General features: G+C 43.8%; 10 protein-coding genes and 1 pseudogene. 4 read left to right on the forward strand and 7 right to left on the reverse strand.

The annotated features are described in order from the left end of the window. Positions 1-356 precede the first annotated feature (356 nt). The 7 genes and pseudogenes from V7K61_RS34125 to V7K61_RS15185 form a co-directional block, all read right to left on the reverse strand. Positions 357-1,318, reverse strand: a pseudogene (locus V7K61_RS34125) (ISAs1 family transposase); the annotation flags it as partial. Positions 1,319-1,666: 348 nt separating this feature from the next. After that, positions 1,667-2,845, reverse strand: coding sequence for a hypothetical protein (locus V7K61_RS15160; protein ID WP_335054247.1), 1,179 nt, complete (start codon positions 2,843-2,845; stop codon positions 1,667-1,669). A 150-nt stretch (positions 2,846-2,995) separates the two neighbouring features. Further along, positions 2,996-4,927 carry an iron uptake porin gene (locus V7K61_RS15165; protein WP_335054249.1) on the reverse strand — a complete coding sequence of 644 codons (1,932 nt, stop codon included), beginning with the start codon at positions 4,925-4,927 and terminating at the stop codon, positions 2,996-2,998. Between the two features lie 244 nt (positions 4,928-5,171). Continuing rightward, a complete protein-coding gene (locus V7K61_RS15170; protein ID WP_335054251.1) occupies positions 5,172-5,648 on the reverse strand; it encodes a hypothetical protein in 477 nt (158 codons plus the stop codon). A 250-nt stretch (positions 5,649-5,898) separates the two neighbouring features. Continuing rightward, on the reverse strand, positions 5,899-6,663 hold the full coding sequence (locus tag V7K61_RS15175; protein ID WP_335054253.1) for an energy-coupling factor ABC transporter ATP-binding protein: 765 nt from the start codon (positions 6,661-6,663) through the stop codon (positions 5,899-5,901). A gap of 176 nt (positions 6,664-6,839) precedes the next feature. After that, on the reverse strand, positions 6,840-7,493 hold the full coding sequence (locus tag V7K61_RS15180) for an energy-coupling factor transporter transmembrane component T family protein (RefSeq protein WP_335054255.1): 654 nt from the start codon (positions 7,491-7,493) through the stop codon (positions 6,840-6,842). Continuing rightward, positions 7,486-8,409 carry an energy-coupling factor ABC transporter permease gene (locus V7K61_RS15185; RefSeq protein ID WP_335054256.1) on the reverse strand — a complete coding sequence of 308 codons (924 nt, stop codon included), beginning with the start codon at positions 8,407-8,409 and terminating at the stop codon, positions 7,486-7,488. The genes V7K61_RS15180 and V7K61_RS15185 overlap by 8 nt, the downstream gene beginning before the upstream one ends. Before the next feature lie 926 nt (positions 8,410-9,335). Here V7K61_RS15185 and V7K61_RS15190 point away from each other — a divergent pair. From V7K61_RS15190 to V7K61_RS15205, 4 genes are all read left to right on the forward strand, one after another. Further along, positions 9,336-10,574, forward strand: coding sequence for a glycosyltransferase (locus V7K61_RS15190; protein WP_335054258.1), 1,239 nt, complete (start codon positions 9,336-9,338; stop codon positions 10,572-10,574). A 102-nt stretch (positions 10,575-10,676) separates the two neighbouring features. Next, complete coding sequence (locus V7K61_RS15195) at positions 10,677-12,542, forward strand: glycosyltransferase family 39 protein (protein WP_335054260.1); 1,866 nt, start codon at positions 10,677-10,679, stop codon at positions 12,540-12,542. Positions 12,543-12,920: 378 nt separating this feature from the next. Next, complete coding sequence (locus V7K61_RS15200; RefSeq protein ID WP_335054262.1) at positions 12,921-15,449, forward strand: mannose-1-phosphate guanyltransferase; 2,529 nt, start codon at positions 12,921-12,923, stop codon at positions 15,447-15,449. Between the two features lie 29 nt (positions 15,450-15,478). After that, positions 15,479-15,862 (forward strand): hypothetical protein, encoded by a 384-nt coding sequence (locus V7K61_RS15205; protein WP_335054264.1) that lies wholly within the window; start codon positions 15,479-15,481, stop codon positions 15,860-15,862. The last annotated feature ends 321 nt before the right edge of the window (positions 15,863-16,183 follow it).

Raw genomic sequence — 16,183 nt, forward strand, 5'->3', positions numbered from 1 at the left:
TGTGCTAACTATTATATTGATTTCATTTTGCCCTGCTATGCTTCCAGAAGCACCTAAAGTTTTTGTCAAGTCAGCCTTTGCTTAAGGGCGGGCGAGACGCCATTGGTGTCAATTTAACGTGAAAACCGCTTGGTGAGAACGTTTTGCCCTCACCCCCGGCCCCTCTCCCCAAGGGAGCTACGGTGTACACACAAGTCGAATTACCCCCCTTAATCCCTTATAAAGGCAGGGCTGTTTCATTCCACAAGTGCAAGAAGTTTGTCAATATCATTAGAGAGAAATCTCTGAGCAATTGTGATGGAAGTATGACCATTTCGACGGAGTATATTAATGGCGATGCCTACGGCGGGCTACGCCTACGCTCTCAAGATGGAGAGATTTGCAGGGGCATGACCCAGATGTATTTTTGAGTCATCTTCCTTGAGAACCACGTCCTTAACCCAGTGAAGGCTATTTTCGATACTCCAATGACCGCGAATACCGTAAGCAAATTCTTTGGCTGTACAAATTAAGCTACTAATGTAACAGACGATCTGATGATATGGTTTATCGGCTCGTGTTCCAGTTCTTTGAACCCGAATTAAGGACTTAACGCCAACCCAGGATAGGTCAATTCCATTTAACTCATGAAAAACTTCTACAGTCCTTGTTGTCAGTCTATTGCGAGTTTTTTCAGTCTCAATATAACGGCTCGCAGGCTTTGTTTGTGCAGCAACGCGTTGAATATGACGATGTAGTTTTGGCTGATTGTCTTTAACGGCAATGACGTAATCGTTGCCACTGTCTATCACCTCATAGCAAGTTTTTTTTGGCAATGCAAGGAATCAAAGCTGAAGACAGCACCTTTTATATCCAAAGCGGCAATTAAATTTTGTACAACTTGGATTTCACTCTTGTCCTTGTTTTCAAATTTTTCTATTCCTAAAACCAGTCCTCGTTTACTAGCGAATACTGAGACTATGCTGACAAAATTTTGACTAGATGAATTGTAGTTTTGAACTGTTCCCTTAATACCTTTACCATCTGTGCTACACCACTCTGATTCATCTAAATCAACATAATCTAAAGCCCACTGATTAAATACTTTCACCAGTTTATCAAAGTCTACCCCCATCACCACACGTCGTATAGTTGAGTAAGAAGGAACACCATGTTTTTCTCGAAGGAATACCTTAATCAATACCCGACGATGCCGTTTGACAAAATCTCCCCATGCACGATACCCGACATACCCACTCATAGTGCCCATTATTACAAACAGTAATATTAACCATAGTGGGTGTCTTCGACCGTCAGTCGTTCTGAAATCTTCCACTTGCCGCAGTTGTTCAATCAGAGAAGCATCCATGATTTTTCTCCCCTCAACACTTGCAATTTTACCTGCTTTAGGGAATGAAACAGCCCTGCCTTTCTAAGGGGAGGGTTAGGGTGGGGTAAAACCTTGGTTAATCAGCTATTTCAGATTTGTGTGTACACCGTAGCCCCAAGGGAGAGGGGAGCTAGACATTCAATTCCCCTTCTCCCAAAGGAGAAGGGGTTAGGGGATGAGGGCGTGAGGGATTTGCAAAACGCCTGTCCGGTATAGTTTTCGGCTTAAGTTTACACCAATGGCGAGAGGCTCGTCCTACAAGAAGTAGTTGGATCTTTTTTATTGGAAAGTCCCTAACTAACGCAGTAGCACTCGACTACGAGGGCCGATCGCTTGTTTGGGTGAAGTTATTGTACAACTCTTGCCAGAATCCTGTGAACAAGCAGCTTGAGCAAGGGTTCTAGGGTTGATCTCCAGGGAATTACCGCTACTGAATTCCATATTAGGTGTAGTAGAGAGCGATGGAGAATTAGACCCAGACGTTGTAGGTGTCGAGGAAGCGCCACCATCAACTATTGGTGTAACAGTGAATGTGTTACCGCCATCAACTATTGGCGTAACAGTGAATGTGTTTCCACCATCAACTATCGTTGCAGGAGCGATCGCACTACCATCACTAACTACGGGTGCAGGAGCGATCGCACTACCATCAATTACTGATGGAGGAATGGGTGTACTACCACCGCTAATTACTGGCGGGGGAGTGGGTGTACTACCACCACTACTTACTGGTGGGGGAGTGGTTGTACTACCACTACCAGTAGTTGGTGTAGGAGTTATGAGAGTTGCTGTTGCAGGTACTTTGATTTGTATTCTTGCTAGGGGTGAGTTAGTCATTTCCAAAGATGTCACCTTTGGCGAACCTGGAAGATCCGATTTGAAATCAAAGACTGTGGGGGTGGCGCTACCATTGCGATCGCTATATCGGACTCCATATCCACTCACTTCAAAAGTGCCCTGATACTGGTTTCCAGTGTTTGGATCGGTGACAATACCAGTGTATAAGGCTTTTGTGAGATTAAATTCATCCTGAACTACTCCTTGAAATGTGGTTCCTGCCAATTGCCCTTGGTATTTATAGGGTGTCAACTCACCGCCAGAGAGAATCGGCGAAGTGAGAACGCCATTAAAGGAGACAATCGGAATGCCTTTAAAGTCAACAAAATAATGCAGACTACCATCAGCACGCGTTTTTACCTGCACATAGTCTGACTTGTATATAGGAACGTAATTAGGATTATTATTAGTACCTAAGTTCCGCGAGTAAGTCCCCGTATCGTCTGTATCAATGCGAGTAGTGCTTTGATTGAAATTGGGATTATTTCTGGGAAGTTGGATAGTACCCGATAATGTACCAGTGCTTTGAATTGTGATTTGAGCAGAAGCACTCGTTCCACTTAAACCGATGAAGACTGCGGCTAAACTGCTGCTGCTAACAAGAACACAACCCAACTGAATTGATGAATTTAATTTCATGAAAAATTTGCTCCTTTAATCACATCCAAAAAAAATACGCGTATGTTTACGCATGACTTTTCCTTGCTCCTAATGGATCGTGAAAGCATCTAATACTGAACTAATCAGTATTTAAATAGCGTATTTTCTTACATTTACATCAGTACAAAATTAAAACCGGAAACTTGCTCTTAATGTCCCAACGATTAATGCATCGTTAGCGGCATTGTGATCGGGATTGAAAATCACGAATAAGCCTGGAGTCAAGGCGATATTGTCGCTCAGTTGGGCGCGGTAAAAAACTTCTACGTGAATTGATGTGTCACTACGTCCACCTGCTGTCCCCCCATCAGAAAAGTTGGGAAAATTGAAGCCGTCAGGTAAAGTACTGGAAGTAATTTTGGGCGGTTGTCCAACGAGAACGCCCCCTAAATTCCCAGAATGCAACAAATTAGGAAAAGCCGCGAATACCATCCAGTTAGTAGTTTCTACACTTCCAGAAAGGTTAGATGGCTTGGAGGAAGTAAAGCCACCCCAACCGCCCAAATGCAAGTTAGGGTTAATTCGCCAAGCAACGGTAGCGCCAATGGCTTGGGTATCGAAAGCTGTAGGATCTGCAAAAGGTGAAATCAGTTGAGAATCGCCAATACCACCTCCCAGTAAGCCATCTGGGGAGTGGGAATAGAGATAATGTACGCCGATATCGATGTTATTTGTGGGTGCTAAACTTAACTGAGCGCCAGCAGTATATCTACCGCCAAATAGTCCGCCCTGCTTGGTGTCGCCAGGAAAATTGGGTATTTCGGCACTATAAACCCCTTGCAAACTGATGCGATCGCTAATCTGCCAGTCAAAGCCTATACCACCACTGCCGTTACCAATACTTAAAATCGGGTTCCGCTGACCAAATAGAGAAATTGCACCATCGCTAGAACCTTCTAAAGGGCTAATCCCGCGAAAGGTGTTAATCGGGTTGACTCCCGCTGTACCGACGACAATTCCCAAGTTATTCGAGGCCAGAAATCGATAAGATAAGTCACTAACAACTAGATTGTTGTCTGTATTTGACTCGAAACCCAACCGCCCCATATTGGTAGATAACAACGATGCATTAGAACCCAAATTACCAGCAGACAGTCCTGTTAACAGTAAATCTCGTCCTGTAAATGAAGTTGCTAAGGTTAGTTGGGCGCTACTTGTGAAAGTCAGATTGGTTTTTCCCTGACGTTCAGGTACGCCATCTCTCGGAAACAAATCGACATCAGGGCTATTGGTTCCCTGAACGCTAAAAATTGCTTGACCAAATAATCTGGTTGTTGTAGAAAACCGATTTCCTTGTAATTCACTAGTCTGCTTTTCCACAACTTCGACGCGCTGCTGTAATTGCTGCAACTCTGCTTTGAACTCGCCTTGCAACCTTTGCAGCGAGATTAAATCTTCATTATTAACAGTATTAATTTTATTGTTAGCGTAGGCGTAGCCCGCACTTCGGCTGCGCCCTTCGGCTACGCTCAGGACAGGCTCAGTGACCACCGCAGGCATCGCATCGTTAATCTTCTCTAAGCAAGCATTTAAACCAGCCGCAAATTCATAACGGCTGATGCTATGATTCCCCAGATAAGTCCCATCAGCGTATCCAGCAATGCAGCCATAGCGTTCTACTAAAGACTGCAAAGCACCAAAAGCCCAGTCGGAGGGTTGCACGTCCTGGAGTTGCGATACTGAGGTGACTTGAGACATTGGGTTGTCTGAGTCTGGAGGATGAGGAGATTGGGAAAATTCTTCTGTACTTTCCTGGTTCTGTACAATTTCTGTTACAGGTTGAGTATCTTTTAATTTAGGTAAGTTAGGTGAACTGATAAATTGAATTTTGTCTCTACTTTTTCTCAGTATATTCTCGTACTTGTTTTTTATAGCTGACGAGTTAGTTATATCTGGTTGCACGAATTCAGGTGGTGTAATTTCAGCAGGTGAGACAACTTGAGACAAATCATCCTGTGTTGACTGCTGCACCGGATTGTCTGGCAGAATTACGGACTTTTCTGGTAAATTGACCGCAGATATTGGCACTGTTGCCAGCACACTCGCCATCAGTAGACTCATATCACTCCTGGTATTTCATTTGACTTGCACCAATACTTCTTTTGACAGATAAAGTTGGTGTATATCAGGAAAATTTTTGAAAAAGAAGTGATAAAAGTTACCGCTGATCAAAGTGTCAAGGAAAAGCAGAGGGGCAGGGGGGCAGGGAGATGAGGGGGCAAGAAGATAAACAAAACTCCTAACTATTAACTCTTAACTCCTAACTCCTAACTCAGCACTCAGCACTCCTAACGCCCCAGATAGATTATTCTGGCTCGCTACAATACTTATTCATCTGATTCACTAATGTATCTGACTGTTTGCCAAGAGTTGTAGCTGTTGTCAGTGCTGAATCAATTTCGGTTCTAGCCTTTTGGATTTTTGCTCTCCCAGATTCTGAGGCTTGTGCTGTCTTAGTTGCACCAAGCGCCCTACCTGCCTTGGCGATCGCTTGACTAAGATTTTGAAAAATCTTCACAAAACCGCTTTGAAATTCTTTCAGCTTCGGATCTGTTAGCTTAAGTTCTCCAATGGATTTGGTCACAAAGTCTAAATCTTTAGATAACTGTATGCTAGTTATCACTTGCGTTCCTTTATTTTTATCAATTAGAGAAGTTCCAGCATTCACAACTCGAATCAATCGCTGGCACTGGGAAACTTTATTGTCGGTGCAACTAGTAACTAACAAAGCAATGCTTAGGCTCACAGGAGCAAGAACAGTATATTTATGTAAAACAGACATTAACACCCCAACGGCAATTCAACCCACAATATAGTATCCAATATTACGGGTAAATGAGGGGATTGGGCAGAGGGGCAGAGGGGCAGGGGGCAGGGAGGAAAAACTTACTGCAACTTCTCCAGGACTTACGCAAAATAATGAAAAACGAACCGCAAAGTACGCAAAGTACACAAAGGAATAAGGGTTTCAGAGAGTTATTGCGTTAGTCCTATTCTCCTCTGCTCCCCTGCTCCTCTGCTCCATGCCCAAATCACCAATCTATCGGCAAGCCCAGCTGGTCTAAAGTAGCACCATCTTGCAATAGTGGTTGAATATCGCTGTCTATTTGAATACGACCACCAGACAGCACCAAAGCGCGTTGAGTAACTCTGCCTAACCAATGTAGGTCATGGGAGGCAATTAAGATCGCTTGCACGGGTAACTTTAATAATACTTGCGCCAAATGACGCCGCCATGCTGGATCGAGACCGTTAGTTGGCTCATCCAAAATTAGAATTGTTGGTTCTAGGGCTAAAATCGAGGCTAGGGCGGCTAGGCGTCTTTGTCCACCAGAAAGTTCGTGGGCGGAACGATTGGCGTAAGCTTCTAGACCAAAATCAGCTAATAACTGGCGGGCGCGATCGCTTGCTTCTGCTGGAGACATCCCATAGTTACGTGGCCCAAAGGTAATATCTTCCAAGATGGTGGGCATAAATAGTTGGTCGTTGGCATCTTGGAAGCTAAAGCCAATTTGACGACGCACTTGGGGTAAAGTTTGCAGTTCTACGGGAATACCATTAATGGTAATTTTCCCAGATTGCGGTTGTTTTAAGCCGATCAGGTTCTCCAATAAGGTGCTTTTTCCAGATCCAGTTGCTCCCATCAATGCGACGCGATCGCCTTTGTTTAAGGTAAAAGATATTTCCTGTAATACTGGCTCCTGGCGGGAATATGCATACACTAGGTTCTCAACCTCGACTACAGCGGCATGGGGATTATCGGTTGATAATTGGGGATTAGAAGTTAATGATTTCAAAATTTACAAACTCAATATGTAAGGGAATTGAGACGCGATTAGTCGCGTCTCTACTGGGGAGTGGGTTAAATAATTCGTAATTCGTAATTCGTAATTAAGTTTTGTGACGGGGATTTAGACCCCGAACCAAAACTTGCTGGTTATTGAACCGGGGGATTTAAACCCACGGTACTCTGTTAAATTTTGTAAGAGGTTAGGGTTACGCTAGCAGCGATCGCCCAAGCTATTAATAGGGCAAAACGTTCTTTTGGTCTGAGGGTAGAATCTATGGGTAATTGTCCGTTGTAACCACGAGCTACCATTGCCGCATAGACTCGCTCTGCTCGATCTAGACTGCGGAGATATAAAGCTCCAATCATAGCAGCACTAGCATAGCGCAACCATCCCGTAGTTCCATTCAGACCGCGTAGTTGGGCGCTGCGCTGCATCCGCGTTACTTCTGAGAGCAAAATTTCCATATATTGCCCAGCCAACAACAAGTTTTCCTTTAAAGGTGCTGGTACTGGTAATGTTTTCAGGGCAATCCCGAAACTGTGGGGCGGTAAGGTTAACAAAAAACTATTCATCGTCACCAGACAAACCAGCGAACGAACTAGCAAAAAACTGGCTCGTTCCCATCCCAAGGGCAATGCTAGCAATGACAAAAAAATCAATTCTGTGCCGAGTAATCCTCCCAATTGGCGAATTGGTACGCGCAAGAAGCAAGCCCAGAAAACTGCGATCGCGCCATATACACTTAGTCCATACCAGGCATGATGCTTTAATAAAGCTGCTCCCACCACAATCACTAGAGACAGTTGCAAGCGTAGCGGTAAGGAAAGTTTAAGCATTCTTCGGTTTCACTACCTTGGCAATTCCAAAGGCAACAGCAAAGCAAACCGCAGCTCCCACCAGTCCAGCGATACTAGTGCCAATTGGCCCCAAACCCTCAATTCCATAGTCAGCTAAAGGAGTTGGCACAATTATCCGTACTTTCTCGGCTAAGTTAATGAAGCCTGTGTTTTCGGCAACTTTCTCCAGACCATCGGGCCATGCTGAGGCAAAGAGTGACAGCACTCCCGCAATCAAGAAAATGGTGACAATGGGCACTGACCAGCCGCGAAACTCCTGCTGTTCGCCTGGTAACAAATCTGGTCTGGCTTTGGCCAGATAAGTCAGCACACCCCCGGTAATCAGCCCTTCGCCAATGCCAATCAAAATATGCACACCAGTCATGGCTGGTAAAACTATCCCTACCGGTGCAGTTCCTGAGAGGGCTAATTCAATGGCACAAGCGATCGCAGCTACCACTACACTTACACCCGCTGCGATCCCAGCAGCCAAAGGTAAGCGCCCTTTAGACCCGCCAAACAACCGTTGTAAGGTTTCGGTTAAAACCCAGCCTACCCAAACCCCAATCACTCCCATGTTAAAAATATTTGCTCCCAAGGCAGTAATACCACCATCAGCAAATAACACAGCTTGAATAATTAAAACTGTGGCGATACACAACGTTCCTGCCCAAGGACTGCCCAAAACGATCGCAGCTAAGGTTCCCCCTAACAAGTGACCACTAGTACCTCCTGCTACTGGAAAATTGATCATCTGGGCAGCAAAAATGAAGGCGGTGGTTAGTCCCAATATCGGGGCACGACGAATACCAAAAGCTTCTTGCGATCGCCCGAAGGCAACAAACAGCGCTGCCGCACTCGCTAAACCAGTAGCCCCTGCCACCGGAATAGAAACAAATCCATCAGGAATATGCATGATCTACCCTGTATTTTTAGTGGTTCATTTACTCAAAACAAGCAATAAAACTACGCCATCCATCTAATTTAATAACAAACAAAATTTTTCTCTTTTTTGCAATGCCCTATCGGGGGACTTTATAGTGTTACTTTTGACATATTTTCAATCCAGTGTCTACTAAATAGTATACTTATTTAGTAGCATATTAATTTTTGTTAAGCTTATTTTTGATATTGCTAAACGTTGACAAATCTTCCAAAACGAGACTGTACATATCTAATCTCATTTGGTTCATCAAATTACTCCTAAGAACAAGTAATAAAGAAACATTAACTGCCTCTTACCTTATGGAGTAGTTCGTTTTTTCAAAAATCAAATAGGAATTTATAACTGCTTTTATGGTTAAGAAATAGCTATAACTATTTATCAAAGAAATATTTGGATTTTTCTTTGTTTTGTAGGGTTTAATTAATTCAATACTTATTGCATCAACAAATAAGTTTTTACGGGTGTAACAAGCTTATGTAATCAGCATTTGCACTTTCTTACCTTGCTGTAAAAACAGTAATGTCTAAGCATATTACCAAAATTTCCGATACTCCATATTAAAATAATATTCGCCGTGTATCATTAAAAAATTATAAAGATATGCTGAATAAACTGTATATTTGCGGACTTAGTTTACTTAAAAGTACAGGATGGTTTGCTAAAAAATACGTAATTTTTCGTATAATATCATAAAAACAAGGGGTAAGATGTAAAATTTAGATGAATTTAGGAAAATAGTGGGAATCGAAGTGCGAGAATTACTAAACTTTCAGGGCAACTAACTGTAACAAAAGGATTCCTCAACTTTTGAGTAACTAGGTTTAGTCAATAAAGTCAGCAGATGTTTGATTCTATTTTCCACGGACTTTACACACCCTCGTTTTGCAATTTGGAATATGAAAATAAACTCATCCAACTCGCTCTTAACAGTATCAACTGGCCCACTAAAGATTTCAGAGTTGCCCCCAAACCCCGTGGGTACAGATGATAATTATATTCATCTTTCTCTAGTGATTCCTACTTATAAAGAGCGTGACAACATCAAGAATGTAGTTAGCATATTGAGTCAATTACTGGATGAATCTATTGCAGGAAACTATGAACTAATAGTAGTAGATGATGATAGCCCAGACCGAACCTGGGAGATAGCGCAATCTTTGACGACAGAATACCCGCAGTTGCGAGTGATGCGACGCCAACAAGAACGGGGGCTGTCCTCAGCGGTGATTCGTGGGTGGCAAGCAGCTACGGGGAGTGTGCTAGGGGTGATTGATGGAGATTTGCAGCATCCACCAGAGGTACTAATAAAACTGTTGGATAATATTGAGCAGGGAGCAGATTTGGCAGTAGCTAGCCGTCATGTAGAAGGAGGCGGTGTTAGTAGCTGGAGTGTTGTTAGGCGTTTCTTGTCTCGTGGCGCTCAGTTGTTAGGCTTGCTGATCTTACCGGGGGTATTGGGCAGAGTTTCTGACCCGATGAGTGGTTATTTTATGGTGCGCCGGAGTGCGATCGCAGGTGCGACACTCAATCCAGTTGGATATAAAATTCTCCTAGAAGTAATTGGCCGGGGAAAAGTAGACCAAGTTGCCGAGGTTGGGTATGTATTTTGCGAACGCAAAGAGGGCGAGAGTAAGGTGACATGGAAGCAATATATAGATTACATCCACCACTTAGTGCGATTGCGGCTTTCCACAGGGAAAGTAGGACGATTGAGTAGAAAAGTAAATTTTCCAGTTGGTAGATTTGTCCGTTTTGGGTTTGTTGGCTTTAGTGGTGTGTTTGTGGATTTAACGGTGTTTCACTTGCTGCGTACTGTAATTCATTTAGGTTTAACTCGCAGTACGATTCTTTCGGCCGGAGTGGCAATCATAAATAATTTTCTATGGAATGATGTATGGACTTTTAGTGATATTTCTCAAGGGCAACGTGCTTTGCATCAACGTTTCAAGCGATTCTTGAAGTTCAGCGCGGTCTGTTTGGCAGGAGTTATATTACAAGCTCTAATAATTAATTTTCTCTATAATATCTTGGAAATAAATCAGTATTTAGCTAAGTTGATCGCGATCGCAGTTGCTACAATTTGGAATTTCTGGGTTAATTTGAAACTTAGCTGGCGCGTCACAGACGTGAAATAATCACAACGGGGGATTTGAGCTTTAGATTTTCGTTTTTAGATTTTAGAACGAACTTAAATCTCAAACGTCAAATCTACAAATCCATGAATGTGAGGCCCAGCAATGAGAGTTTTTTTTCAAGGTGCATTTTATTTTTATAAACAAATTATCTCGTTGCTACCTGCATTTGCTACCCATTTCCTGCCTCTGGCCGATAAAAACTCTGGCTCACAACGCAAGCATTGGCATAATTGGCATCGCCTTCCTCCTTTTTGGGTTAATCCCTTGCTGATCTTAATCTGGTTGATCGTCGGCATCAGCTTGCGCCTAGTCAACTTGACTGCAAAGCCTCCTTGGACTGATGAGTTTGCCACCTTGGTGTTTAGCTTGGGGAATACTTTTTTATCAGTTCCCCTCGATCGAGCGATCGCACCTGATATTCTATTACAACCACTGCAACTAAACCCGGCTGCAACTATTGGTGATGTCATTCATAACTTAGCCACACAAGATAGTCATCCACCACTGTATTTTGTGCTGGCTTACCTGTGGATGAAATTATTTCCCAGTGATGGAGGATTAGTATCGCTATTTGGTGCGCGATTGCTACCAGCGATAATTGGCGCTGCCTCCATCCCGTGTGTTTACGTATTAGGTAGAGTAGCGTTTCGTTCGCGATTAGTGGGACACTTGAGTGCTGCGATGATGGCAGTATCCCCTTATGGCGTATTTTTAGCACAAGAAGCACGTCATTACACTTTGGCAATCTTATGGGTAATTGGTTCCCTCACCTGCTTAGTAATTGCCACACGTCATATTCAAAACCGCACACCTTTACCTATATGGGTAGCACTTTTCTGGATCGGAATTAATGCTTTAGGTATTGCTACTCATTATTTTTTCACCCTTACCCTTGGCGCAGAAGTCGTAGTTTTGATTTTTCTGGCTTGGCTTCAATTGCAAACTAGCAACAAATTTTCTCTCCTCTTTTCTCCTCCCTGGCGGCGCATCTATGCCGTTGCTATAGGTACTTGTGTAGCGGGTTTAATTTGGATACCAACCTTGTTAGAGAATGAAAATCGTGGTGCTTTGACCGAGTGGATTCGAGGTTCGCGCGTTGGACTAGATTGGTTAAGCCCCATTTTTCAAGCTTTAGGAACATTGATTGCAATGATTTCCCTATTACCAGTTGAATCTTCTCAAGCTTTGGTGGTGATTCCTTCTGGAGTGGTAATGCTGACTTTCTTTATTTGGGCAGTACCAATTTTGCTGCGTGGGATTAAAATTCAACTACAGCACCCAGAAAACCGGATGATGATTCAGGTAATTGCTGGAGTAGTTATCAGTGCGATCGCAATATTCTTTATCTTTACGTACTTTTTGGGTATTGACCTCACCAGAGGTGCTAGATATAACTTTGTTTACTTTCCCGCGATCGTGGTTTTACTAGGCGCAAGTCTCGCAGTTTGTTGGCATCCTCCCCAGGAATGGATGGAAACAGAACAAGGGAAAAATGGGATAACAAGTATAGGTAAATGGGGAATAAACGGGAAAAAAGCCGTAATGTTAATTTGGTTAATGGGATTTTTCAGCGCAGTTACAGTAATCTGCAATCTCGGCTATCAAAAATATTATCGTCCTGACCTATTTGTGCAACTAATTCAACAAACATCCCCAACACCAGTATTGATTGCCACCACCCACAAAACTTATGTACACACTGGGGAAATGATGGGAGTTGCGAGGGAGATTAAACGTGCCAATTCACTCCAAAATCCTCTGTTTCTCCTGGCTCATCAAGATCGAGATCCGAATGCTTCCACCATTGCTCTGGAAAATACTTTAAAACAATTACCACGACCTTTTGACTTGTGGCTGGTAAACTTTCACGCACCCGTAGCAGAAACCGCGAAAATATGCGCTATATCTGATACTCAATCTTTGCCACCCGTAGACGGCTACGAATATGAACTTTATCATTGCCAATAAGCAGGGGAGCAGGGGAGCAGGGGAGCAGCACTTCGGCTACGCTCAGTGACCGAGGAGCAGGGGAGAATAGGACTAACGCAATAAGTCTCTGAAACCCTTATTCCTTTGTGTACTTTGCGTACTTTGCGGTTCGTTTTTCATTATTTTGCGTAAGTCCTGGAGAAGTTGCAGTAAGTTTATTCCTCCCTGCCCCCCTGCCCCTCGGTCACTGAGCGTAGCCGAAGTGCTGCCCCTCTGCCCAATCCCCAATCCCCAATGTATATGCATCTTGTGGAAGTTCCTCAAATCTCAATATCCATAGGAGACTAGAGAAAGAATAACAAAATCTATCTGATACGTTTTCAAGCAGCAAAAGCTGTAACTAGTTAAGGAGGATTTATGCGTGCAGTACTGATGGCAGGGGGTTCGGGAACGCGGCTTCGTCCGTTAACTTGCGATCTGCCGAAACCGATGGTGCCGATTCTAAATCGACCAATTGCCGAACATATTATCAATCTCCTCAAACGACATCAAATTACAGAAGTTATTGCAACATTGCATTATTTACCTGATGTCTTGCGAGACTATTTTCAAGATGGCAGCGATTTTGGCGTGCAGATGACTTATGCTGTCGAAGAAGATCAGCCTTTAGGTACAGCAGGCTGTGTGAAAAACATTGCCGAACTTCTTGATGAAACTTTTTTAGTCATTAGCGGTGATAGCATAACAGATTTTGACCTCACAGCTGCGATCGCATTTCACAAACAAAATAAGTCAAAAGCTACTTTGATTTTAACCAGGGTTCCCAACCCGATTGAATTTGGAGTGGTGATTACCGATGAAGAAGCCCGGATTCGGCGATTTTTAGAAAAACCCTCTAGTAGTGAAATTTTTTCTGATACCGTGAACACTGGTACTTACATTCTCGAACCAGAAGTTTTGGAATATTTGCCAGCAAACGTTGAATGTGACTTTTCCAAAGACTTATTCCCCTTACTACTAGCAAAAGATGAGCCAATGTATGGTTACATTGCTCAAGGTTACTGGTGTGATGTCGGTCACTTAGATGCCTATCGTGAGGCTCAGTATGATGCCTTGGATCGGAAAGTGCAATTAGATTTTGCCTACAAAGAAGTTTCCCATGAATTATGGGTAGGTCAAAATACTTACATTGACCAGACGGCTGTGATTGAAACCCCAGCAGTGATTGGTGACAATTGCCGGATTGGGGCAAGAGTCCAAATTGAGGCAGGAACCGTAATTGGGGATAATGTCACTATTGGTGCTGATGCTAATCTCAAACGTCCCATCGTGTGGAATGGGGCATTTATTGGCGAGGAAGCACATCTTTCTGCCTGTGTAATTTCCCGTGGCACTCGTGTAGACCGCCGCGCCCATGTATTAGAAGCTGCGGTTGTGGGTTCGCTTTCCACGGTGGGAGAAGAAGCCCAAATTAGCCCTGGTGTACGTGTTTGGCCCAGTAAAAAGATTGAGTCAGGGGCAGTTTTAAACATTAACTTGATTTGGGGAAACACCGCCCAACGGAATTTATTTGGGCAACGTGGTGTCCAAGGATTAGCGAATATCGACATCACCCCAGAATTCGCTGTGAAATTGGGATCTGCTTACGGTTCAACTTTGAAACCTGGTTCTAAAGTAACGGTTTCCCGTGACCAGCGTAATGTTTCTCGGATGGTGACGCGATCGCTGATTGCTGGTTTAATGTCTGTAGGTATTGATATTCAAAATCTCGATGCCACAGCTATCCCCATTGCCCGCACAGTTATACCCACAATGTCGGTAGTTGGTGGTATCCACGTCCGGGTACATCCCGACCGCCCTGACTACATTCTGATTGAATTCATGGATGCAAAGGGCATTAATATCTCCAAAGCCCTGGAAAAGAAAATTGAAGGGGCTTACTTTAAGGAGGATATGCGGCGGGCGCTAATTCATGAAATTGGCGATGTGTCTTATCCCAGCCAAGTCATGGAGCGCTATTGTACTGCTTTTGAAAAGCTTTTGCATGTGCATACACTCCGCAACAGTCGCGCCAAAGTGGTGATTGATTATGTTTATGCGGTATCGGGGGCAGTTTTACCCCAAATGTTGGATAAATTTGGCGCTGATGCAGTCGTACTGAATGCCAGTGTCAATAAAACGGCGATGTCAATCACCGATCGCGAAGGATTGCTGACTCAGTTAGGTCATGTAGTGGAGGCATTGAAAGCTAACTTTGGGGTGCAAGTATCCGCTAATGGAGAACAGCTAATTTTAGTTGATGAATCAGGCTACCCAATTCGTGGAGAAACTTTAACAGCACTGATGGTAGACATGATATTAACTGCTAACCCCAGAGGAACAGTAGTTGTACCAGTTCATGCTTCCAGTGCGATTGAACAAGTTGCCCGTCGCCATGATGGTAGAGTGATTCGCACTAAAGCCAACCCTACAGCTTTAATGGAAGCTTGCCAAAAGAATCCGAATGTGGTGTTGGGAGGTAGTGGAGATACTGGTTTTATTTTCCCGCAACTGCATCCGGGATTTGATTCCATGTTCTGCATTGCGAAGATCATTGAGATGTTGACTATCCAAGAGCGATCGCTTGCGGCTGCGCGGTCAGAATTGCCCCGTGTAATTCACAAAACTTATACAGTCCGCTGCCCGTGGACAGCTAAGGGTGCTTTGATGCGTTACTTGGTAGAAACTCACCCAGCCCAAAATCTAGAATTAATCGATGGAGTAAAAATTTGTCAACCCTACGATGACAGTTGGCTGTTAGTTTTACCAGATGCCAGCGAACCACTGGTGCATTTGTATGCAAATAGCAACGATCGCGAATGGGTAGATGAGACTGTGAGAAACTACCGCACCCGTGTTCAGTCGTTTGTAGAAAGACAACAAGAATATCAACCAACCGAAGTGTAATTCGTAATCAGGTTATACCAATTCAATTAATGATTGCAATACATCCTTGGGTAAAGACGCGACGCCAGTCGCTACAACGGGGGGAACCCCCCTTCGGGTTCACCAGTCGCCTACGGCGGGAAACCCGCCTACAGCGCTGGATTCACCGCAACGCGCTGGCTCATGAATCGCGTCTCTACAAATGGTCTATTTGTCGCATCCTTTTTTCAAATTGGTATTACTTATTGTGGGGTGGACAGGATTCTATTAGTGTCAACTTAAGCCGAAAACTTTATCAGACAGGCGTTTTGCCCTCATCCCCTAACCCCTTCTCCCAAGGGAGAAGGGGAATTGAATGTCTAGCTCCCCTTTCCCCAAGGGCTACGGTGTACACACAAGTGTTGGTGCAGTGTATCTATCCCGCCTCAGAATAAATTCCGAGTCTCATAGCGAAAGTCATCTAAAAGATGACTAAACAAGAAATTTAGTTCAGTCCACGCTTAGTGGACTTTAGCTATCAGCCCGGAACTTTAGTTCTGGGCGGGATATTTGCTCAGTGTGCTATCCCGCCTCAGAATAAATTCCGAGTCTCATAGCGAAAGTCATCTAAAAGATGACTAAACAAGAAATTTAGTTCAGTCCACGCTTAGTGGACTTTAGCTATCAGCCCGGAACTTTAGTTCTGGGCGTAATATTTCCTCAGTGTGCGACTTTCACTTGAACAGAAATATTGGGTGGGTAGGATTTTTAGATAG

Origin of the sequence: Nostoc sp., from assembly GCF_036918015.1 — a bacterium.
Taxonomy (GTDB): Bacteria; Cyanobacteriota; Cyanobacteriia; order Cyanobacteriales; family Nostocaceae; genus Nostoc.